This window comes from Paraburkholderia sp. DD10 (genome assembly GCF_049177125.1).
GTDB classification, from domain to species: Bacteria; Pseudomonadota; Gammaproteobacteria; order Burkholderiales; family Burkholderiaceae; genus Paraburkholderia; species Paraburkholderia terricola.
This window is the reverse complement of the sequence record NZ_CP185393.1, coordinates 2,374,834-2,396,888: the sequence shown is the minus strand read 5'-3', so window position 1 is coordinate 2,396,888 and position 22,055 is coordinate 2,374,834. Positions and strand designations below refer to the sequence as shown.

The following is a 22,055-nucleotide window of genomic DNA, read 5'->3' as shown; positions in this document are numbered from 1 at the left end:
ATATGTTTCTTCCCGCCGCCAGGCGGGACACGCTCAAACCAATTTCAAACGAACATTCGCCGCGGCAAGCGGGCTTCCTGGGAGGCCGTCTGCGCGGATACAGGGCTGCCCTTCATGACTGACATCCTCGCCTCCATCGAACATCCGTCGCTCGTGCGCAGCGACATGAATCTCGTCTGGCTCGACATGGAAATGACCGGGCTCGAACCGGATTCCGACCGCATCATCGAAATCGCGGTGGTGGTGACGAATTCGACGCTCGACAGGATGGTCGAGGGGCCGGTGCTGGCGATTCATCAGAGCGACGAGACGCTCGCCAGGATGGATCAGTGGAACCAGAACACGCATGGCCGCTCGGGTCTGATCGACCGCGTGAAGGCCTCGACGGTGAGCGAAGCCGACGCCACCGAACAGATCCGCGACTTTCTCAGCGCCTACGTGCCGCCGGGCAAATCGCCGATGTGCGGCAACTCGATCTGCCAGGACCGCCGCTTCATGGCGCGCTGGATGCCGGATCTGGAGCGCTTCTTCCATTACCGCAATCTCGACGTGAGCACGCTGAAGGAACTGTGCCGCCGCTGGCAGCCGGCCATCTACAAGGGCTTCCAGAAGCGCGCGCTGCACACGGCGCTGGCCGACATTCATGAGTCGATCGAGGAACTCAAGTACTACCGCGAGCATTTCCTGATTCCGACGGCCCCGCAAGCGCCGGTGGTGATGTAACGCGGCAAGCGCTGTTCGCGAGTCAAGCCTGCCGGGGGGCGCGCACCGCGTTCTTCGGCCGGAACGCCTTCACCACGGCGGCGTTGGTTTCCACATACGGGCCGCCGATCAGGTCGAGACAATAGGGCACCGCGGCGAAGATGCCCGGCACTTTCACGGCGCCGCCCGCTTCGGCGTCGCGCAGGCCTTCCAGCGTTTCCCTGATCGACTTCGGTTGCCCCGGCAGATTGATGATCAGCGCCGCGTGGTCCGCGGTTTCGCGGATCACCGCCACCTGGCGCGACAGGATCGCGGTGGGCACGAAATTCAGGCTGATCTGCCGCATCTGCTCGCCGAAGCCGGGCATTTCCTTCGTCGCCACCGCAAGGGTCGCTTCGGGCGTCACGTCGCGGCGCGACGGGCCGGTGCCGCCGGTCGTCAGCACCAGATCGCAGCCTGCTTCGTCGACCAGTTCGGTGAGCGTGGCGGAAATGGTGGGCGCGTCGTCCTGAATCAGGCGGGTGACCACCTGCCACGGCGAGGTCAAGGCGGCGGCGAGCCATTCGTGCAAGGCCGGAATCCCCTTGTCCTCGTACACGCCGGTGGAGGCGCGGTCGCTGATCGACACGAGGCCGATCACGATTTCGTCGGGGTGCTGACGCGTCAGCTTATTCGTCGCGGTCGTCATCGTCGTCTTCCAGGGCGTCGTCGGCTGCGGAATCGGTGCCGGCGGCGGGGCCGTCCGCATTCTTGATCCACTGGAACAGTTCGCGGAAGTAGCGCGGCGGCTTGCTCTGCTGCGCTTCCTTGCGCGCGTTGCGGATCAGCGTGCGGCCCTGCTGCGGGTCGGCGTTCGGATGCTGGCGGATGAACTCGGTGAGCGCGGCGTCGTCGGCGAGCAGTTTCTCGCGAGTGCGTTCGATCCAGTGGAGCTTGGCCGTTTCCGCCTTGTTGACGCCGTTGTACGTGTCGAGCGCGGTGCGCAGCGCGGCGGTTTCGTCGTCCAGCAGCGAGCGCATGACGCGGCCCACGTATTGCACCTGGCGGCGCTTGCCTTCGTGATCGGTGATGCGGCGCGCTTCACGCACGGCGTCGTCGAGCTTTTCGGGCATCGGCATGCGCTTGAGCGCGTCCTTGGGCAGCGCGATGAGCGCCGAGCCCAGTTCCTGCAGCTCGTGCATTTCGCGCTTGAGCTGGGACTTGCTCGGACGGTCGTAGCCGTTTTCGTCGACTTCCGGCTCGGCGGATTCGATCGGTTGAATGCGGGTTTTGCGTGTCATACCGATATTGTAGCGTGCCGGGCTTGCTGAACCCGCCGTGTTGTCGCCCATACGGCATCGCGCGGGACAACGGGCGGCGTTAAAGCGGCAGCCGGTCGTAACTGAGCCGCGGCTCGACGGCACAGCGGCAGCATCCAGGCCGCATTCGAGCCGCATTCAAGCCGCACCTGGGCGGCACGAAAGCCACAACCAGGCAGTGCCCAGGCAACACCCCGAAGCGGCAGCGAAGCAGCGGCACCACGAGGCCCGGAGAATGCAGGGAAACAGCCGCGAATGCCAGGTACACCAGCGCGTACCTTGCTATGATCGCGGGATGCTTAACGATGCAAATGCGCACGCAAGTGCGTGGCATGTGTGAACCCACAGGGCCGCCCGGCCCCGAACAGGACGGCAACGACAATGGCAGCAGACATGGACGTCAAGCAGCGCTTTTTTCCGCATACCCAGGATGAACTGAAGGAAATCGCCTCGGACATCCTTCGTCACGCGAAGTCGCTCGGCGGCACCGACGCGGCAACCGAGATTTCCGAGGGCGACGGCCTGTCCGTTTCCGTGCGGCGCGGCGAAGTCGAGACGATCGAGCACAACCGCGACAAGATGGTCGGCGTGACCGTATTCATCGGCAACAAGCGCGGCAACGCGAGCACTTCGGATTTTTCGTCGCAGGCCTTGAAGGACACGGTGGCGGCGGCGTACAACATCGCGCGCTTCACCGCTGAAGACGACTGCGCGGGTCTCGCGGAAGCGGAGTTGCTCGAAACCGCGCCGCGCGACCTCGACCTGTATCACCCGTGGAATCTCTCGGCGGACGAAGCCGTCGAAATCGCCCGCCGCGCGGAAGACGCCGCATTCGCCACCGATCCGCAAATCAAGAACTCGGAAGGCGCAAGCGTTTCGGCGCAGCACTCGCAGTTCGTGCTCGCCACCTCGCGCGGTTTCCTCGCGGGCTATCCGTACTCGCGCCACTATGTCGCGTGCGCGCCGATCGCCGGTAGCGGCCGCAACATGCAGCGCGACGACTGGTACACGTCCACCCGCAGCGCGGAAGACCTGGCCGATCCTGAAGCGGTCGGCCGTTACGCGGCGCAACGCGCGCTGGCGCGCATCGGCGCGCGCGGACTCGATACTCGCAAGGTGCCGGTGCTGTTCGAAGCGCCGCTCGCCGCCGGCCTGCTCGGCGCGTTCGTGCAGGCCACGAGCGGGGGCGCGCTATACCGCAAGACGTCGTTTCTGGTCGATAGCCTCGGCAAGCCGGTGTTCGCGCCGCACGTGCAGGTGGTCGAGGATCCGCATGTCGCGCGTGCAATGGGTAGCGCGCCGTTCGACGAGGAAGGCGTGCGCACGCGGCAGCGTTCGGTCGTGAAAGACGGCGTGGTGGAAGGCTATTTCCTCTCCACCTATTCGGCGCGCAAGCTCGGCATGCAGACCACCGGCAATGCGGGCGGCTCGCACAATCTGTCGTTGCGCAGTTCGACCACGCGCGCGGAGGACGACTTCGAGGAGATGCTGAGGAAACTCGGCACGGGCCTGTTGCTCACCGAACTGATGGGCCAGGGCGTGAATTACGTGACGGGCGACTATTCGCGTGGCGCGTCGGGCTTCTGGGTCGAGAACGGCAAGATCCAGTATCCGGTCGAGGAAATCACGGTGGCGAGCACGTTGCAGGAAATGTTCCACCATATCGTCGCAATCGGCGCGGATACGATCACGCGCGGCACCAAGCAAACCGGCTCGGTGCTGATCGAGCGGATGACGATCGCGGGCCAGTAAGCGGTTCTGGTTTTTGGCCGCCGGTTGTGCAGCATGCCCGGCGCTGCAAACGGAAACGCCACGCAAGTGATTGCGTGGCGTTTTTCATGGGCGCCGCAAAAACCTTAAACGCCCTTGCGTTTATAGGTGACGAACGCGTAGTCGAAATCATTCGGCGCATGCGCGCGATGCGTTTCATGCGCGACTTCTTGCCACTCGTTTTCATCGAGCGCGGGGAAGGTTGCGTCGCCTTCGAAGTCGGCGGAGATCTCGGTGACGATGAGCTTGTCGGCCCGACGCAGACCTTCCTCATACAACTGCGCGCCGCCGATCAGGAACGCTTCGGGCGCCTGATCTCGCGCGGCGAGCTTGAGCGCCTCCTGCAGCGTCGTCGCGGTGTCGCAACCCTGAAAACGGCGCGTGGCATCGCGCGTCACGACGATGTTGCGGCGTCCCGGCAGCGGCCGGCCGATCGATTCATGCGTCTTGCGGCCCATGATGATGGGCGCACCCATGGTCGTGCGCTTGAAGAACGCAAGATCTTCGGGAAGTCGCCAGGGCAACTGGTTGTCGCGGCCGATCACGCCATTATTGGCGCGAGCGACGATCAGGGTGAGCGTCGTCATCGAATGGGAAAGGGAACATAACCGGAGCGATTCTACCTGACGCGGTGGCGGGCGCCGCCTCGTCAGGCTCCGGTGCGGCGGCTTGCACCTGTTCGCGCAGTTCGATCCGGTCCGCCTACCTTGTCAGATGATTGGCGGCATTACTCCGTGCGGCGTCCACGGGGATCGGCAGCGGCGAAGGCGGCGCAAGTTCGTCCCATAAGATCACGCGAGCCGGAATATCCCCGGGATCGCGGCGCAAAGCGGATCGCACGATATATCTCCTTGATGGGGATTATTTAGCGAAATGCGTGCCATCGCTGGCAATCCATTGGCGGATAGGGATGGGATCGGTAATTCCTGGCGTGGCAATAAGCGAAACGGGCAGAAATGTTTCAGCATTGAAACGGCAGATGGAAAATACTGCAATGGCTTAATTCGCATGGTATGAACTACATGGACGGCGAACACGAAAAAGCGCTTGCCGGGATTTGTTTAATTCGTCGGCTGAATAAGGGTCTATTGGCGCTCCATCCCTTGCTCCAATGATCCGCTGATTAAATTCGCATAGTTGTTTTCCAAGCGACGCGCGTATAGTAAGCTCTGTAAAAACAGCTTCGCATTTAAAAAAGCCCACTCACGGGCCGTTTCAAACACACACGCCGCTTTTCTTGGGGATCAGCTGTCCGCACGGAATGGAATGGCCGTTCGGTTTTTGCTATTTCGCGAATCCCGGACGAGTCAGCGTGTCTGAACGTGGTTCAGGTACGTGCGTCATCCTTAACGTTCGTTGACGAGAGGATCTGAATAATGGAACCCGCAACGCGGCAACTGATTTACGTTTCGCGCGATCCGAGCGCGGAACTGAATACCCGCTTTCACCAGCGCGGCTGGCAAGTCGAGGTCGTGGGATCGGCGCGCGACGTGCGCCGTGCCGTTCGCGCCGGAATGGCCGCGGGCGGACTGCTCGATCTGTCCAGCCATTTTCAGCCGCACGAAATCGCCGCGTTCGAATCCTGCCTCACCATGCCGAATGTCGGCTGGGTCGCGGCCACCATGCCCGGGCAATTGCAGGACGCCGCCTTGCGCCGGCTCGTGCGCGACTACTGTTTCGACTATGTCACGGTGCCGTATGCGGGCGACAGGATCGTCGATTCGGTCGGGCACGCCTACGGAATGATCTCGCTGGGCGAACCGGCTTCGAACGATGGTTCGCAAGGCGCGGAGGGCGAAATGGTCGGCTCGTGCGACGCCATGCTCGCGCTGTTCCGCTCCATTCGCAAAGTGGCGATGACCGACGCACCGGTATTCATCTCGGGCGAATCGGGCACCGGCAAGGAGTTGACCGCGGTCGCGATTCACGAACGCTCGGCGCGCCGCAACGCGCCCTTCGTGCCGATCAACTGCGGCGCGATTCCGCCGCATCTGCTGCAATCTGAATTATTCGGCTACGAGCGCGGTGCGTTCACCGGCGCCAACCAGCGCAAGATCGGCCGGGTGGAAGCGGCCAACGGCGGCACGCTCTTTCTCGACGAAATCGGCGACCTGCCGCTCGAAAGCCAGGCGAGCCTGCTGCGTTTCCTGCAGGAGCGCAAGGTGGAGCGGCTGGGCGGCCACGGCGCGATCGACGTCGACGTGCGGATCATTTCGGCCACTCACGTGGACATGACCGCGGCGATGATCGAAGGGCGCTTCCGCTCCGACCTGTATCACCGCCTGTGCGTGCTGCAAATCGACGAACCGCCGCTGCGCGCGCGCGGCAAGGACATCGAACTCCTCGCGCGGCACATGCTGGAGCGTTTCAAGAAGGATGCGAGCCGGCGCTTGCGCGGCTTTGCGCCGGACGCCATCGCGGCGCTGCATAACTACGGCTGGCCGGGCAACGTGCGTGAATTGATCAACCGCGTGCGGCGGGCCATTGTGATGTCCGAAGGGCGCGCGATCACCGCGCGCGATCTGGAACTGGCCGAATACGTCGAGATCGTGCCGGTCTCGCTCGCGCAAGCGCGCGAAGCGGCGGAGCGCCAGGCGATCGAACTGGCGCTACTGCGCCATCGCGGAAGGCTTGGCGACGCGGCGCAGGAACTCGGCATTTCGCGGGTGACGCTGTATCGTCTGCTGTGCTCGCACGGCATGCGCCATATGGAAGGCGAACCGCTCGCCGCGCCGCACGGCGGAGACTTGCCGGCTTCGGTGCCGCACCTCTGAGCCTGAGGTCAGCCTGGGGTCCTGACGAGTCCCGAGCGGGTCTCGATGCGTGTCGGCGAGCCCGGCATGCGCTTCATGCGAGTTTGCCGGAGGCCGCCAACGGCCTGGACCGAGCGCGCGTCTCCATCTTGCCCAGCGTTGCCCATAGCGCTCCCTTCCGCGATGTTTTCCTCGATGCACGCCGCGACCGGACGTTGCCTGCCCGCGCTTGCTAAAATCGGTTTTTCGCTCAATCCCCGTGACGCGTACTGACGGCGGCACGCGCCTCGTCGAAGGAAACCGCATGAAACAATACCTGGACCTCGTCCGCATGATCCTCGATACCGGCACGTGGCAGGAGAACCGCACCGGCATCCGCACCATCAGCATGCCGGGCGCCATGTTGCGCTTCGATCTCCAGCAGGGCTTTCCCGCAGTGACCACGAAAAAGCTGGCGTTCAAGTCGGCGGTGGGCGAACTGGTCGGGTTCCTGCGCGCGTCGCGCAGCGCCGCCGATTTCCGCGACCTCGGCTGCAAGGTGTGGGACGCGAACGCCAACCAGAATCCGCAGTGGCTCGCCAATCCGTATCGCCAGGGTCCGGACGATCTCGGCGACGTGTACGGCGTGCAGTGGCGTCAGTGGCCGGCGTACAAGGTGCTGGACGCAAGCGCGAGCGCGCAGCTGGCCGACGCGAGCGCGCGCGGCTTCCGCGTCGTGACCGAATTCGAGGAAGACGGCAGCCGCAAGGTGCTGCTGTACAAGGCGATCGACCAGTTGCGCCAGTGCCTCGACACGATCATGCAGAACCCCGCCGACCGGCGCATTCTGTTTCACGCCTGGAACCCCGCGGTGCTGGATCAGATCGCGTTGCCGGCTTGCCACCTGCTTTACCAGTTTCTGCCGAACGTGGCGCGCCGCGAGATTTCGCTGTGCCTGTACATTCGCAGCAACGATGTCGGCCTCGGCACGCCGTTCAACCTGACCGAAGGCGCGGCCTTGCTGCACTTGGTCGGCCGCCTGACGGGGTACACGCCGCGCTGGTTCACCTACTTCATCGGCGACGCGCATATCTACGAGAATCAGCTCGACATGCTGCGTCAACAACTCGGGCGCGAGCCCTACGACAGCCCGTCCTTCGCGATCTCGGATCGCGTGCCGGACTATGCCAAAACCGGCGTTTACGAGCCGGAATGGCTCGAGAAGATCGAGCCGTCGGATTTCTCGCTGGTGGGTTACCGGCATCACGAGCCGTTGACGGCGCCGATGGCGGTTTGAGCGTCCACCCGGCAGGCAGGCTGATCAAGGAAAAACCCCCGCGACGTGAATCGCGGGGGTTTTTTCTTCCTGCCTATGAGCACGCGGAGCGAAGGGCGCTGGAATTCGGCTGGCGCTCAACCTTTGTGATGCTCATCGCGATTGCCGCCGCCTGAATGCTGCTCGCCGTGCTGCGGCTGGGGTTGCGGGCGCGGCTGCTGAACCTGCTGTGGGCGCGGCTCGGGACGCGGCTGTGGCGCCGGCTGCGGATGAAACTCCGGACGCGGCTGTTGCTGAACCTGCTGCGGACGCGGCTCAGGACGCGGCTGTGGCGCCGGCTGCGGATGGAACTCTGGACGCGGTTGTTGCTGAACTTGCTGCGGACGCGGTTCGGGACGCGGCTGTGGCGCCGGCTGCGGATGGAACTCTGGACGCGGTTGTTGCTGAACTTGCTGCGGACGCGGCTCAAGGCGCGGCTGTGGCGCCGGCTGCGGATGGAACTCTGGACGCGGCTGTTGCTGAACCTGCTGCGGACGCGGCTCTTGGCGAGGCTGCGGTGTCGGTTGCGGACGAGCTTCCTGACGCGCTTGCTGCTGCGCCGCTTGCGCATAAGCGTCCTGGCGCGGCTCCTGCCGCATCTGCGGGACATCCGCCGGACGCGGCACCTGCGCTTCAGGCTGACGTTGCATCTGCTGCGCCGAAGCCATGTTGTCCGCCGGACGCGGCACACCGCGAGGCTGCATTCCGCCGCGCGCATCGGCGCCAGGCTGCGGCGCGAAGCCCGGCCGTGCGGCCTGCTCCTGCGAACCACCGCGCGCCTGTCCCGGTTGCCCGGATTGCGCCTGCTGGGCCATCGGCGCATGCGGCTGCGTCCAGACGGGCTCATGGCGTCCGTTCGCTTCCGATTGCTGCGGCCCGCCGCGTTGCTGGACGAAAGCGTTTGGATTGCCACCAACCGCCGCTTGTGGCGGGCGCGGCACGCCATTTGACGGATGACCCCCGTCGCCAGGCGGCTGGCGCCCGTTGGCGGTCTGCGGCGGCATGCCGGGCCGCCCTTGCGGTTCGCCGGCACGCTGGTTAATCGGTGCTTCGCCAGGCCGAGGCCGCTGTCCAGGCTGCTGCATGCCCGTCGGCCCGCCCGGCGCTCCGGGCGTTTCCCGCCCACCGGTCGTCCCAAGCGCACCGACTGGCGCGGGTCCACCCGGCGCACCCGCCGCTCCCCGCGCACCAGGCGTCCCCGGCGCGGCCGACGAGCCCACCGTTCCACCAGGCGCACCCGGCGCACCCGGCGCTACCCCTGGCGGACGTCCGGGGATATGCGACTGCACGACCCGCACATTCTGCACCGGCAGCGCGCCCGGACCGCCCGCCATGCGCGCCGGGACCGAGGTTCGGACGATCGGCTGACCGGCGCCCGGCACCCGTCCGCCGCCTTGCGCGAAGCGCTGCGCGAGACTGTCGTGGTAGGCGGCCGGCATCGCCGGATTGCGCGTCGCGACCACCGGACGCGCCATCACCCCCGCCGGCGGCCGGTAATTGGCGTTGCGCAGGCCCGGCCCAAAGCTCTCGCGCACCGGCGCGATACCGGGCGCCCCCGGATTGATCCGCGCATTGCGCCATTGCTGCGGATCGACCTTCTGCGCGAAGCGCCCGACCGATTGACCATGCACGAACGCCGTCGCCGGCACCGCGGTCACGCCGCCCGGGGCGCGATAGTTGACGTAGGTGTTGTGAATGTTGGTCACATTCACATTCGTCACGTTGCGGTTGTAGTTGTTGACGATCGTCGTCTGATTCACGCGTTCGTAGTAACGCGGACTCCAATGATCGCGATCTCCCCAGCGCGGATGCCACGGCTCGCCCGGCCCGAGCGGAAACCACGCGACGCCGGCCGCGGCGGCGCCGCCGATGGCCAGATTCACGCCCCAGTCGACGCCGCCGCCACCGCCGCCGACAAAGGCCACCAACGCCGGCGCATACACCGGCGGCTGGCTGACCACCACCGGTCCCGGCACCCATGCCCACGAGTCGTCGACATAGGCCCAGCGGCCGTAGTGGTAAGGCGCGAAGCCCCACGGCGCGTCGTCGACCCACGTCCAGCCCCACGGCGCCTGCCATACCCAATGGCCGTCGTGGTAGGGCGCCCAGCCGGCGGGCGTGGCGCGCGGCACCCACACTTCGCCGTATTCGGGGCTGCTGCGCCACGTGCCGTTGGCGTCGAGATCCTGGTAGCCGGGAATTTCGCGCGATACGTAGCGCGCCGACACCGAGCGGTCTTCCGCGGCGTCACGGCTCGCGGCCCACTGGTCGAAGCCGTCGGGACCGGGCGCGCCGTCGTTGGCGACTTGTTGCAGGTTGGTGCCGGCAAAGCGCACTTGCTGGCCGGCCGCGACCGGCACCTGGCCGCCGTCGCCGTACGCGGTCGCGCTGCCGCTGCGCACGGTGACGGTGGTGCTGCTGCCGTCCGGCGCGACGTCGACCCGATAATCGCCGGGGCCGTTCAGGCCGAGCGCCAGATTCGGCGTGTCGATTTCATACGACGAGCCCGGCGGCAGTTCTCGCACCCGTGCCGACAGCGTGCCCTGCGCGACTTTTAGCTGCGCGCTGTTGTCGTCGAGATTGAGCAGGTCGAGGCTGGTGGACTGGCCGAGGCGCACCGCGGTCGAGCCGATGTGCAACTCCGAGCGCGCGTTCTGATCGTTCCACAACTGGTCGCCCGTGGTGAGGGGCCGATTGATCTGCGCGTACGACCAGTCATTGGCGCCGGCCGGCTCAGTGGTCACGGTGCCGGCCATGTAGTTCAGACGCGCGACGCGTCCGGGCGGATCGGTGTTCTGGCTGGCCGCGCCCTGGGGCGCCTCGCCGGTTTCCTGCGCCAGCGCGGCGTGCGTCGTGAACAGCAATCCCGCGAGACAGGTCGCGAGACAGACCGCCCTGGCGATCGGCGTAGGGCGGGTGGGGCGGCGTTTCGAATGCTGGGGTGTGGTCACTATTCTCATGAGCTCTCTCCGACGGATGGTGCATGTGCAGCAACCGTGAACCCACTGTACCCGCAGCGTTTGTTTCAAGGCCCCCACTTTTGTAAGGCCGCCTCACCAGCGTGTAACAAAAGGTCTCGCCCAAGCCGGAGAAGGCTTCCGGGAAGGTCTTTCGTAAGCCGATTGCGGATTTTCTGTAATCGGAGCGCTCGATGAGCCGTGTTTTTCAGCCGTGATTCAAGCGGCCAGAAACGCATCGAAATGCCGATGCCCGGCGGGCGTGACGCGCAGGATTCGGGGGCGCTCCGTGCGTTCGACCCAGCCGTGCGTGGACCACGAATCCAGCAGGGCCGCGCCGAGCGCGCCGCCCAGATGCGGACGCCGCTCGCTCCAGTCGGGACAGGTGCAGGCAAAGCGCCGCCGCCGGCTCTTCTGCGCGGACAGGTCGATGCCCCAGTCGGCGAAACGAACGGCGCCTTCAGGCGTGGCTTCGAGCGACGTGCCGTGCAGCGTCAGCAGACCTCGCTCGACAAGTCGCGCGAACACCCGCACCGACAGCTCGCCGGCCATGTGGTCGTAGCAGGTGCGGGCGTAGCGCATGTCGAGCGGCACGGTGCGCGCCGCGCGCGGCACGGGCCGCTGCGGCGCGCTGGCTTGTGCGACGTTGACGAGCGCTTCGATCGACGCGGCGATGTCAGCCGAGGCGATGCGGAAATAGCGATGCCGGCCGCGCACCTCGAGGGCGAGCAAGCCGCCGTCGGTCAGCCGCGCGAGGTGCGCGCTGGCCGCCGAGGGCGAGAGCCCGGCGATCATCGTCAGTTCGCCGGCTGGGCGGGCGCTGCCGTCCATCAACGCCCATAGCATCGCGGCACGGCCGGGGTCGGCGAGCAATGCGCCGATTCGGCTCAGCCCCGGAAAATGGTTCTGTTGGTCTGCAAGCGTAGCGGTCATTCGGGTATCTCCGTTGGCGGCGCGGATGGGGCGTCATGCGGTCACTGTATCGGGCCGCGGCATTCGATGTTTCAGCTTAGCGTGAACGATGGAGTGCGGCAGCTACGCAAACGCGTTTCGAACGCGCGGCTTCGGCGTCACGCGAAATCGCCAGGCTAGAATCGAAACCCGGTCCTTGCAGGAACACGCTGTCATGAAAACTCTTTTCGCCGTTGCCGCCGCGGTCATGCTGTTGAGTGCTTGCGCGCATGGCGGCGCCGATTCGGGCCCGGGTGCGGGCACCGGCAGCATCACGATGTACGGCACGATCGACGAAGGAATCACCTTCCGCAAATAAAGACCGGCGCTTTTCCAGGCGGACGAACCGAACCGGCTGGCAGAGAATGATGCATCATTGTCATTTCTGCCACCACCGCTCGTGTGACGATCAGGGCATCGCCATTTTCGCCGCCAGAGGTCTCGCCGATGCCGCCGTCCGCCACTTCGTCAGCTTTCTCCACTTCAGCCGCTTCAGCCACTTTCGCCGTCTCGCCGACGGCCACTCCTCCGGCGGCCTCGGCCGCCGCCGCCACCGCCGAAACCGACGTTCACCGCCCCGACCCGCACGGCCGGCGCGCTGCCCGCGTGCTGGCCGTCTGCCAGGCGCTTTACACGTCGTCGGTATCGATCGATCTGACCTTGACCGGTCTGGTGGGCTACACGCTCGCCGACGACAAGGCGCTCGCCACGCTGCCGTTCTCGCTGATCACGGTCGCCGCCGCGCTCACGACGATCTTCGCGTCGTTCCTGATGGCGCGCGTGGGCCGGCGCGCGGGCTTCATGCTCGGCGCGGGCGTCGGTGCGCTGGGCGGCGCGGTCTCCGTGTGGGCGATCTTTCACCACAGTTTTTGGGCCTTTTGCGCCGGAACGGCGACGGTCGGCGTGTTCCAGGCGTTCGCGCAGTACTACCGGCTCGCGGCGGCGGACGCCGTGGGCATGGACGGCAAAAGCCGTGCGATTTCGACGGTGCTCACGGGCGGCGTGGTGGCGGCCGTGTGCGGGCCGCTGCTCGCCGCGTGGAGCAAGGACTGGCTCACGCCGGTCGCGTTCGCCGGTTCCTACGTGCTGGTGACGGGCTTCGGCCTCGTGTCGATTGCGTTGCTGGCGCTGCTCTATCGCGACGCCGCGCCGTTCGCGCGCGTCACCGCCACCCACGAAGCGGCGCGGCCGCTCGGCGACATCGTGCGGCAGCCGATCTTTGCCGCGGCGCTCGCCAACAATGCGCTCGGCTACGCCGTGATGATGTTCGTGATGACCGCGACGCCGATCGCCGCGGTCGCGTGCGGCCATACGATCGGCGACGGCGCGGCGATCATCCAATGGCACTTGGTCGGCATGTACGCGCCGTCGCTCTTTTCCGCCCGCCTGATCGGGCGCTTCGGCGTGCTGCCGGTGATCGGCGCCGGCATCGGCCTGTCCGCGTTATGCGGCGTGTTCGCGTTGCGGTCGACCGATCTGCCGCATTTCTACGCGGCGCTCGCGTGCCTTGGGGTGGGCTGGAACTTCATGTTCGTCGGCGGCTCGACGTTGCTCGCGCAATCGTACCGGCCGTCGGAACGGGCCAAGACGCAGGCCACCAGCGAATTCACGACCTTCGCGTTTTCCGCGCTCGGTTCCCTGTTCGCCGGCCAATTGCTGACGCGCTTCGGCTGGGCGACGATCAATGCCGCGATCTTTCCGCTGCTCGGGATCGCGGCGCTGGCCACGCTTGCCTACGCGTGGTCGAGAAAGCAGGCAGCGGCGGAGGTGGTGTCGTGATGGCTGTCCGTCATATCGTTTTCGCGGTCGCTCCGGAGCTCGTGCTGCTCGACGCGTGCGGGCCGCTCGAGGCGTTCTGGCGCGCGGAGCTGGCTGCGGCGGCTACCGCGGCGGCTGCGGACTCCGGCGTCAAACCGGCCCACCCGGTGGCCTACCGCACGACGGTCGCGTCGATCGAAGGCGGCGTGCTGCAAACCTTTCCCGGCTTGCCGGTCGTCACCGAACGGCTCGACTCGCTCGACGACCAACCGATCGACACGCTCATCGTCCCCGGCGTGCCGATCGATGAACAGGGCACGCTGCAACCCGAACTCGTCGCGTGGATCAGGCGCCACGCGCCGCGGGCGCGGCGCGTGTGCTCGGTGTGCACCGGCGCGTTCTATCTGGCGGCGGCGGGCCTGCTCGACGGCCGCCGCGCGACCACGCACTGGCGCAGCGCGGCGCAACTCGCACGCAGCTTTCCCAACGTGCAGGTGGATGCCGATCCGATCTTCATCCGCGATGCGGGGCATCGTGAAGGCGAGGGCGTCGTATGGACGTCGGCGGGCGTGACGGCGGGCATCGACCTGGCGCTCGCGCTGATCGACGAAGACCTCGGCCACGCGGTGGCGATGCAGGCCGCGCGCCGCCTGGTCGTCTTCATGAAGCGGCCCGGCGGACAGTCGCAGTTCAGCGCGGCGCTGACGGCGCAGGCCTCGGCGCATGGACCGTTCGAGGCGTTGCACGGCTGGATGGCGGCGCATTTACGCGACGACCTGTCGGTCGAACGGCTCGCCGAGCGCGCCCGGATGACCCCGCGGACCTTCGCGCGACGCTACGTCGACGAGGTCGGCCGCACGCCGGCCAAAACCGTCTCTGCGCTGCGGCTCGAAGCGGCCGCGCGGGCGTTGGCGGAATCGCGCCGGCCGCTCAAGCGGATCGCGCTGGATTGCGGCTTCGGCAGCGAACAGAACTTGCGGCGCGCGTTCGTGCGGCGCTTCGGCGTGCTGCCGCTCGATTATCGGCAGCGCTTCATGTCGGCGGTCGCGCCGCAGCGCGCGGCGGCGTCCGAGGAAGCGAGGGCGGGCTGAGCCGCGATTCGGGCGCGACGCAACCGAGTCATTACCCGAAGCCCCATGCGCGAGCGCGTCCTCGCCCCGGCAAAAATTCCGCGTATCCGACCCAGCCAACCCGCGACGCTGTCAATATTGCGCTCGTATAATCGCCTCCTTTCAATGCATCCGATTGACCGGAGTCAAGATGAGCAGCCATCTCGTAGCGCCGCTGGACCGTTCCGAAACCACTTTCCGCTTTCTCGCCGAGCCGAGCTCGGTCAACTTCGGCGGCAAGGTGCACGGCGGCGCGTTGATGAAGTGGATCGACGAGACCGCCTACGCGTGCTCGGCGGTCTGGTCGGGGCGCTATTGCGTGACGGTCAGCGTGGGCAATATCCGCTTTCGCCGGCCGATCCTGGTCGGCAACCTGGTCGAACTGCGCGCGCGGGTCGTGGCGACGGGCCGCACCAGCATGCATATTCACGTGTCGGTGCAGGCGGGCGACCCGAAGGGCGGTGAGCTGCTGCAAACCACGGATTGTCTGGTCGTGATGGTGGCCGTCAACGAAAACGGCCACCCGGTGCCGGTGCCGGCGTTCGTGCCGGAGACGGATGAACAGAAGCGCCTCGCCAAATACGCGATGGACGTGAAGGAAGCGCTCGATGCGATCGTCGAGCTGAAGCCCGAAGAAGTGGCGCAGGGCAAGGTTTAAGCGGCGCTCGCTTTTGGCGTGGCGCACGGGGCGCTGGCGGCGGGGCCAAGCGCTGAGGCCAAGTGCAAGCGCCGGCCGTTGGGGCGGACCGCTGAGACCAACCGCAACCGCCGCCCCCCAGCATCCTCAACTCGCCGAATGCCCCACCATGTCGTGCGGCCGCACCCATTCGTCGAACTGCTGCTCGGTGACGTAGCCGAGCGCCAGTGCCGACGCCTTCAGCGTGGCGCCTTCCTTGTGCGCCTTTTTCGCGATCTGCGCGGCCTTGTCGTAGCCGATGTGCGGATTGAGCGCCGTCACCAGCATCAGCGATTCGTTGAGCAACGTGTCGATACGCTCGCGGTTCGGCTCGATACCCACCGCGCAGTTGTCGTTGAAACTGAGCGCGCCGTCGGCGAGCAGGCGGATCGATTGCAGCACGTTGTGCGCGATCATCGGCCGAAACACGTTCAACTCGAAGTTGCCGCTCGCGCCGCCGATATTCACCGCGACGTCGTTGCCGAATACCTGCGCGCAGAGCATCGTCAACGCTTCCGACTGAGTGGGATTGACCTTGCCCGGCATGATCGAGCTACCCGGCTCGTTCTCCGGAATTGACAGTTCGCCGAGGCCGCAGCGCGGGCCGCTCGCGAGCCAGCGAACGTCGTTGGCGATCTTGTTCAGGCTTGCCGCCACGGTTTTCAACGCGCCGTGCGCGAACACCAGCGCGTCGGCCGCGGCCATCACTTCGAATTTGTTCGCGGCCGAAATGAAGGGCACGCCAGTCAGCCTGGCGATCGCGGCGGCGACCTGGGTGGCGAATTGCGGATGCGCGTTCAAACCGGTGCCGACCGCCGTGCCGCCCTGGGCGAGTTCATACAGATGCGGCAGCGCCGCTTCCACATGACGGATGCCTTGGTCCAGTTGCGCGACGTAACCCGAAAACTCCTGGCCGAGCGTGAGCGGCGTGGCGTCCTGCAAGTGCGTGCGGCCGATCTTGACGATGTCGGCGAAGGCTTTCGCCTTGCCGTCGAGCGTATCGCGCAGCGTCTTCAGCGCGGGCAGCAGATGCTTGACGATCCCATACGCGGCGGCCACGTGCATCGCCGTCGGAAACACGTCGTTCGACGACTGGCCGCGATTCACGTCGTCGTTCGGATGCACCTTGCGCGCTTCGCCGCGCTCGCCGCCGAGCAGTTCGCTCGCGCGGTTCGCGATCACTTCGTTGAGGTTCATGTTGGTCTGCGTGCCGGAGCCGGTTTGCCACACCGCGAGCGGAAATTCGTCGGGATGCTTGCCGTCGATGATCTCGTCGGCCGCCTGCATGATCGCCTTCGCCTTGCTTTCGTCGAGCACGCCGAGGCCCAGGTTGACCTCGGCGGCGGCGCGCTTGATCACGGCCAGCGCGGTGATCAGTTCGGGCGACTGCTTCTCGGTGGAAATGCGGAAATTCTGCAGCGAGCGCTGGGTCTGCGCACCCCATAGACGAGCGTTCGGCACGCCGATCTCACCGAACGTGTCGCGCTCCATTCGAACATCTTCACTCATGGTTCAACTCCGCTTTTCAAAGTTCTGCGTTGACGGGCAATAGGGAGAATAGCCCGGTTAGCGCATTCCGGTATAACCCGGCCTCGGGGTCGAAAATGTAGGTGCGGCGCGCGCCTTTTTCGATGTCGGTCCACACGAGCGGCGAGGACGGCGCGCCGATCGAGCGCAGATGGGCGACTTGCGCGTCGTCCGCGAGCGTCACGCGATAGCTCACTTCGGGCTTCGTGGTGAGATCGAAGATATGCGCGACCTGTGCGGCGAGCGGCGGGCTATGGATCACCAGCGCCAGCTCGGTGTTCAGGTTGGCCGAGCGCGGATCGAGATTCATCGAGCCGATCACCAGAATCTGGCGGTCGATCACATAGGCTTTCGCGTGCAGGCTCGCGCGCGATTGCGAGCCGGCGAAGCCTGCCGGCGGCCCGTCCTGCTGCTGCGGCTTGAACTCGTACAACTCGGCGCCCTGTTTCAGCAGCGGCACGCGAAACGGACTGTAGCCCGCCTGCACGGCGACGGCGTCGGTCGCGGCGAGCGAATTGGTCAGGATCGCCACGCGCACGCCGCGCCGCGTCAACTGGCCGACCGCCTTGACGCCCGCCTCGTGCGGCACGAAGTAGGGCGACACGACGAGAAGATCCTTCCGCGCGTCGCGCATCAATTCGCCCAGCCGCTTGAACGGCGGACTGACGTAGTCCGGCGACGGATGTTCGATTTTCTCGGGCACGTCCACCTTGAATTCGGCGCGCGCCCAGGTCAAACCGAGTTGCTGCGTGGCGATCTGCGAAGCGAGCGGCGTGGCGTTCAGCGGCTTCGCGTTATACGGGTCGGCGTTGGTGCGCCAGTGTTGGCGCAACTCGTCGCGCGTCTCGTCCAGTTTCTTCGCCTCGAACTTCTGCTTGTTCAGCACGCGCAATGGATACGCCATGCTGCTGTTCCAGTAGTCGTCGAAACTGGCGGAGATGTCGGCGGTGATCGGGCCGGCGGCCAGCACGTCGAGATCGCGAAACTGCAGCGTATCGCTGGCGCTGAAGTATTCGTCGCCGAGATTGCGGCCGCCGACGATCGCCAACTGGTTGTCCGCGATCATCGCCTTGTTGTGCATGCGCCGCGTGAAATGACCGATCTGCGTGAACACGTTCGTCGTGCGCTGGACCAGATTTTCCCGCGCGCTGCCGAACGGATTGAATACGCGGATCTCGATCTTGTCGTGCGAATTCAAGCCGGCCATCAAACGGTCGATGTCCTTGAAGTTCAGATCGTCGACCAGCATGCGCACGCGCACGCCGTGATCGGCCGCGTAAAGCGCGGCGCCGAGCAACAGCTTGCCGGTGGTGTCCTCGTTGGCGATGTAGTACTGCATGTCGAGGGTTTTGGTCGCGGCGCGGGCGAGCGCGATGCGCATCTGCAACGCGTCGGTGCCGCTCGACAACACCCGAAAACCGGACTGATCCCGGTGCGCGGCTTCGAGCGGCGCGAGGGCGGTGCGAAGCGGGGTGGCGTCGCTGGCGGGCAGCGCGTGCGTGACCGGACGGTCGAACGCGGTGGCGGGCGGTTTGTCGGCGCAGGCGCTCAGCAAGGCGGTCGCGCAGGCCAGCAGGAAGAGATGTCTGACGGTGCTGAACGCGCGCTTGTCTCGCTGGGTAGCCCGCTGTGTAACCTCTTGTTGATCTTGATGCCGCGGCACGCTTTATCTCCCTTGTTTTCTGGTTCTAATCGGCAGCGCGGGCGGTCAGCTCACGCTGTCGAGAAATCCATTCTAAGGGGAATCAGGCTGACGGGTTTTTGTCCTTCCATATGGCTGCGGGGTGCGCCCAATGGCCCTGGACCGCGGATGGAAGGGTCTTGCTGAACAGGCAACGGCCAACGAGACCCACGACGATTCGCAGGTGCTCATTGGCCTGACATGATGCCGACGGCGGTCGTTGCCGTCACATAAAGACGCGCGATTAGCGGTGCTGCCAAGACGCCGGCGAACCCACGGCTACGTTTAGCGATCCGGCGCTCGCGCCGACCCGCCAGCCGGCACGTCGGGCGCCGCCGGCACGCGCCGCAAGCTCAGCTTATGAAAACGCAGGGTCATCAGTAGCGCGACGCTCGCGAGGCCCGCCGCGAGCCCCCACCACAAGCCGCGCGCGCCGAGGCCGAAGTGAAACGCCAGCGTGTAGCCGGTCGGAAAGCCGATCACCCAGTAGCCGAACGCCGCGGCGATCATCGGCACGCGGGTGTCCTTCAAGCCGCGCAGGCAACCCGAGCCGACCGTCTGCATGCCGTCGACGATCTGGAAAATCGCGGCCACCCCGAGCAGCGAACTCGCCAGCGCAACGGTGGCCGCGTTGCCCGGGTCGTCGAGATGCAGATACAGGCCGACGATCCAGTGCGGCGCGGCGATCAGCACGATGCCCGACAGCGTCATGAAGCCGACGCCCAGCGCCAGCGCGACGAAGCCCGCATGCCGCGCGGCGAGCGGCTGCCCGGCGCCCGACCAGAAGCCGACCCGCACGTTGGCCGCCTGGCCGATCGCGAGCGGCACCATGAAGGCCACCGAGGCCACGTTCAGCGCGATCTGATGCGCGGCCAGTTGCGATTCGCCGAGCAGCCCGACCATCAGACCGGTGGCGAGAAACAGCGTCGACTCGACACCGTAGGTGATCGCGACCGGCCAGCCGATGCCGAACAGTTCGCCCATCAACGGCACGTTGGGCCGCGTCGCCACCACGAAATGCCGGTAGCGCGGCCGCAAATGCAGCAGCGCCATCAACACCAGTGCGCTCAGCCAGACGGTGATCGAGGTGGCGGCCGCCGAGCCGAGAAAACCGAGGCGCGGCAGACCATACGCGCCGTGGATCAGGCCGTAATTCAGAAAGCCGTTCACCCCCACGCTCACGATCGACACCCACAGAAGCCGCTTCGCCGCGCCGATCGCCGGCAGGAACGAGCGCATCAAGCCGACGCCGATCAGACTGCCGAGCGCGCCCCAGCGCAGCACCGCCGCGTATTCGCCGACGTTGCGCGCGAGCAGCGGCGGCTCGCCGAAGGCCAGCAGGATCGGCGTGGCGAACGACAGCAGGAAGAAGGCCGGCACCGAGAGCAGCACGGACAGCACGAAGCCGGTCCAGTAGATATGCGGAACGCGGCCTTCGTCCTGCGCGCCGCGCGCGTGCGACACGCTCACGCTGACCGAGGTCAGCACGCCCTGCAACAGCGTCACCACGACGAAGAACAGGTTGGCGCCGAGGCCGCCGGCGGCGAGCGCATCGGGGCCGAGCGAGCCGAGCAGGATCGTGTCGGTCACGGCCATCGCCATTTGCGAAAGCTGCGCGATGGCAAGCGGCGCGGCAAGCCGGGCGGTGTCGGCGGCGTGGCGGGTCAAGGTCGGGGGCCGGGCGGCCACCCTCGTAAAGCTGGATTCAGTCATGGAGCGCCTGGCGGCGGAAATGGTGACAGCAGCGGTTGGCAGCGGGCGGCAGCGCGGCCGCGGACGCAAGTCGCACGAGCGCGGCGGCGCTGACGGGCGAGATGCGGCGAGATGCGGCGGCGGCCCGGCCTGATTCCGGCGAGGCTTGCCGTGCCTTGCGGTCCTTCGGCGAGCGCGTAGGGCGGCTGTCAGCCCAATGGTTTGTCTGTGGAAACCGACAGCTTATTGCGATGCCGTCACGATGTCGATGGATAAGGCACGATTTTGGTGCGCGCCTTCCTCCGAGTTCCCGGAATGCACGTCCGACCGCTTGTCACGCCTCGTGGACCGCGATTCGCGTATCGCCGAGCAGCACTACCTGGCCTGCGCGAATTTTGCAGGTCTTGCGCGTTTCGACGCGGCCGTCGACGGTGACCGCGCCCTCCGCCACCATCATTTTCGCGGAGCCGCCGCTGTCCGCGAGGCCCGTTATCTTCAGCAGATTGTGCAGTTCGACATAGTCGCCGGTCAGCGTGAAATCGAGATTGGGCATGGCGTTTGCGCCTTCAGACAAAGGGTTCGCATCATAAGCCACAAGCTTGCCCTGGATGAAACACAGCGTGTAGCGAAGACCTCGCTCAAGCAAATGCAAGCAGTTGTTAGGTTTCTGTCGGAAAGTGAAACCTTGCGTAACACCGGTCGTGTATCGCGGACTTCACTCGTAAAGTTGGATCCAGTAGCAAAGCCTGCTGGATTTTCCGGCAGCAGTAGACCGGGCGAGAACCGGCAGCGGCTCCAGCCTTGCGGCCGCCGCGCTCGATACGACGCCCGCGTCACAACAATCTTAGAGAGGATTAGCCATGACCAAGATTCGCACCCTCCTGATCGGTACCGCCCTCACGGCTTTTGCCGCCACTGCCGCTGTCGCGCAGACCGCGCAACCGTCCGCCGGTGTGAGCGGCCAGGCACAGGTTCAGACCCAAGGGGCCGATCTCGCGCCCGCGGCGCCGGCCGCGCAAGGCGTGCAACCGGTAACACCCGCGCCGACGGTGCTGACCGCGCCGGGTTCAACCGATCCGCTGGTCCAGAAGCGCGACGCCAACGCCAAGGCCAATGCCGAATACCGGGCGTCGAAGAAGGCGTCCAAGGCGGAGTTGAAGGAAGAGCAGAAGGCCGCCAAGTCGCAATACAAGGAACACGTGCGCGACGCCAAGATCAACCAGAAGGCGGACAAGCAGGCCGCCAGCAACGAGATGAAGATGAACATGCAGGGCCAGTCGGTCGAGCAGACCGATGGGGCCGACGTGAAGCACTAAGCCGGAGGCGGCAGGCGTGCCGGCTGATTGGGCCGGCACGCTGGCCGCAACCGGGCGCGCTTGAAAGGATGCGGACCGGATGCTTCGCCCAGCTTGCCGCGTGACGATCTGTCCGATTCGAAGCGCGCTGGCTCGTCCCGCATCGCATTAAACGGAGGTATCGCATGAGCATCAATCAGTCCACCAGGAACCAGCTTTGTGCCGCCCTGATCGCGGCTTGCCTGTCGTCGGTGGCGTTCGCGCAGGCGAGCGATCCCGCCGCCGCGCCCGTGACCCACGCCGACAAGAAGGCGGCCAAGGAACAGGCGAAGGCCGACAAGAAGTCGTCGGTTGCGCAAGCCAAGGCGGACAAGAAGAAGACCGAGGCTCAGGCCGACGCGGATGAGGAAAACGCCGAGGCCAAGCTGAAGGATGCGAAGAAGCAGTAGGGTTCGGCTGCGCGCGGGCGTCAACACACGTTCTGCCGTGCACGAAAAAAGTGGCCTGATGCGCGGATGCGCTTCGGGCCATTTTTTCGGGCGGTCGCTTCATGCTCGCTGGTCGTGAACGGCGTATTCGAGCGAGCGGCGCA

General features: G+C 66.0%; 20 protein-coding genes. 10 read left to right on the top strand and 10 right to left on the bottom strand.

Going from position 1 to position 22,055, the window contains the following annotated elements:
• The first annotated feature begins 114 nt into the window (after positions 1-114).
• Positions 115-723, top strand: a complete 609-nt coding sequence (orn, locus tag ACOCG7_RS26010; RefSeq protein ID WP_073427200.1) for an oligoribonuclease — start codon at positions 115-117, stop codon at positions 721-723.
• A gap of 22 nt (positions 724-745) precedes the next feature.
• On the opposite strand, the gene mog is transcribed toward orn, so the two are convergent.
• The gene (gene mog, locus ACOCG7_RS26005) at positions 746-1,390 is read right to left on the bottom strand and encodes a molybdopterin adenylyltransferase (RefSeq protein WP_083086538.1); all 645 of its coding nucleotides are present in this window, start codon (positions 1,388-1,390) and stop codon (positions 746-748) included.
• Positions 1,371-1,982, bottom strand: a complete 612-nt coding sequence (gene yjgA, locus ACOCG7_RS26000; RefSeq protein ID WP_083086651.1) for a ribosome biogenesis factor YjgA — start codon at positions 1,980-1,982, stop codon at positions 1,371-1,373. The genes mog and yjgA overlap by 20 nt, the downstream gene beginning before the upstream one ends.
• Before the next feature lie 399 nt (positions 1,983-2,381).
• Here yjgA and pmbA point away from each other — a divergent pair, with 399 nt between their 5' ends.
• Complete coding sequence (gene pmbA / locus ACOCG7_RS25995) at positions 2,382-3,752, top strand: metalloprotease PmbA (protein WP_073427202.1); 1,371 nt, start codon at positions 2,382-2,384, stop codon at positions 3,750-3,752.
• Positions 3,753-3,856: 104 nt separating this feature from the next.
• On the opposite strand, the gene ACOCG7_RS25990 is transcribed toward pmbA, so the two are convergent.
• Complete coding sequence (locus ACOCG7_RS25990; protein WP_073427203.1) at positions 3,857-4,357, bottom strand: dihydrofolate reductase; 501 nt, start codon at positions 4,355-4,357, stop codon at positions 3,857-3,859.
• Positions 4,358-5,146: 789 nt separating this feature from the next.
• Between ACOCG7_RS25990 and ACOCG7_RS25985 the strand changes: the two genes are divergently transcribed.
• Together ACOCG7_RS25985 and ACOCG7_RS25980 are read left to right on the top strand one after the other, a co-directional pair.
• A complete protein-coding gene (locus ACOCG7_RS25985) occupies positions 5,147-6,544 on the top strand; it encodes a sigma-54 dependent transcriptional regulator (protein WP_073427204.1) in 1,398 nt (465 codons plus the stop codon).
• 283 nt (positions 6,545-6,827) lie between these two features.
• Positions 6,828-7,799 (top strand): thymidylate synthase, encoded by a 972-nt coding sequence (locus ACOCG7_RS25980; protein WP_083086540.1) that lies wholly within the window; start codon positions 6,828-6,830, stop codon positions 7,797-7,799.
• 116 nt (positions 7,800-7,915) lie between these two features.
• On the opposite strand, the gene ACOCG7_RS25975 is transcribed toward ACOCG7_RS25980, so the two are convergent.
• Both ACOCG7_RS25975 and ACOCG7_RS25970 read right to left on the bottom strand, forming a co-directional pair.
• Positions 7,916-10,777, bottom strand: coding sequence for a DUF6600 domain-containing protein (locus ACOCG7_RS25975; protein WP_083086542.1), 2,862 nt, complete (start codon positions 10,775-10,777; stop codon positions 7,916-7,918).
• 216 nt (positions 10,778-10,993) lie between these two features.
• A complete protein-coding gene (locus tag ACOCG7_RS25970) occupies positions 10,994-11,707 on the bottom strand; it encodes an ArsR/SmtB family transcription factor (RefSeq protein ID WP_083086543.1) in 714 nt (237 codons plus the stop codon).
• A gap of 193 nt (positions 11,708-11,900) precedes the next feature.
• On the opposite strand from ACOCG7_RS25970, the gene ACOCG7_RS25965 reads away from it, so the two are divergent.
• Entirely contained in the window at positions 11,901-12,044 is a 144-nt protein-coding gene (locus ACOCG7_RS25965; RefSeq protein ID WP_193615300.1) for a hypothetical protein, read from the top strand.
• On the opposite strand, the gene ACOCG7_RS25960 is transcribed toward ACOCG7_RS25965, so the two are convergent.
• Positions 12,028-12,249: a hypothetical protein gene (locus ACOCG7_RS25960; RefSeq protein ID WP_143326726.1), complete on the bottom strand. Its 222-nt coding sequence runs from the start codon at positions 12,247-12,249 to the stop codon at positions 12,028-12,030. The two genes, ACOCG7_RS25965 and ACOCG7_RS25960, sit on opposite strands and share 17 nt — an antisense overlap.
• 82 nt (positions 12,250-12,331) lie before the next feature.
• Here ACOCG7_RS25960 and ACOCG7_RS25955 point away from each other — a divergent pair, with 82 nt between their 5' ends.
• From ACOCG7_RS25955 to ACOCG7_RS25945, 3 genes are all read left to right on the top strand, one after another.
• Positions 12,332-13,504, top strand: coding sequence for an MFS transporter (locus ACOCG7_RS25955; protein ID WP_244744792.1), 1,173 nt, complete (start codon positions 12,332-12,334; stop codon positions 13,502-13,504).
• Positions 13,504-14,574 (top strand): GlxA family transcriptional regulator, encoded by a 1,071-nt coding sequence (locus tag ACOCG7_RS25950; RefSeq protein WP_083086547.1) that lies wholly within the window; start codon positions 13,504-13,506, stop codon positions 14,572-14,574. Before ACOCG7_RS25955 ends, ACOCG7_RS25950 begins: the two co-directional genes overlap by 1 nt.
• Positions 14,575-14,743: 169 nt before the next feature.
• Entirely contained in the window at positions 14,744-15,250 is a 507-nt protein-coding gene (locus ACOCG7_RS25945) for an acyl-CoA thioesterase (RefSeq protein ID WP_073427211.1), read from the top strand.
• Between the two features lie 126 nt (positions 15,251-15,376).
• Here ACOCG7_RS25945 and fumC read toward each other — a convergent pair whose 3' ends face one another.
• The 4 genes from fumC to ACOCG7_RS25925 form a co-directional block, all read right to left on the bottom strand.
• Complete coding sequence (fumC, locus tag ACOCG7_RS25940) at positions 15,377-16,777, bottom strand: class II fumarate hydratase (RefSeq protein ID WP_083086549.1); 1,401 nt, start codon at positions 16,775-16,777, stop codon at positions 15,377-15,379.
• A 16-nt stretch (positions 16,778-16,793) separates the two neighbouring features.
• Positions 16,794-18,458, bottom strand: coding sequence for a phospholipase D family protein (locus ACOCG7_RS25935; RefSeq protein ID WP_083086551.1), 1,665 nt, complete (start codon positions 18,456-18,458; stop codon positions 16,794-16,796).
• 303 nt (positions 18,459-18,761) lie between these two features.
• A complete protein-coding gene (locus ACOCG7_RS25930; RefSeq protein ID WP_083086553.1) occupies positions 18,762-20,189 on the bottom strand; it encodes an MATE family efflux transporter in 1,428 nt (475 codons plus the stop codon).
• Between the two features lie 313 nt (positions 20,190-20,502).
• Positions 20,503-20,721 carry an RNA-binding S4 domain-containing protein gene (locus ACOCG7_RS25925; protein ID WP_083086555.1) on the bottom strand — a complete coding sequence of 73 codons (219 nt, stop codon included), beginning with the start codon at positions 20,719-20,721 and terminating at the stop codon, positions 20,503-20,505.
• 307 nt (positions 20,722-21,028) lie between these two features.
• Between ACOCG7_RS25925 and ACOCG7_RS25920 the strand changes: the two genes are divergently transcribed.
• Together ACOCG7_RS25920 and ACOCG7_RS25915 are read left to right on the top strand one after the other, a co-directional pair.
• Positions 21,029-21,484, top strand: coding sequence for a hypothetical protein (locus ACOCG7_RS25920; protein WP_073427216.1), 456 nt, complete (start codon positions 21,029-21,031; stop codon positions 21,482-21,484).
• A 164-nt stretch (positions 21,485-21,648) separates the two neighbouring features.
• Positions 21,649-21,912, top strand: coding sequence for a hypothetical protein (locus ACOCG7_RS25915; RefSeq protein WP_083086556.1), 264 nt, complete (start codon positions 21,649-21,651; stop codon positions 21,910-21,912).
• Positions 21,913-22,055: the final 143 nt, after the last annotated feature.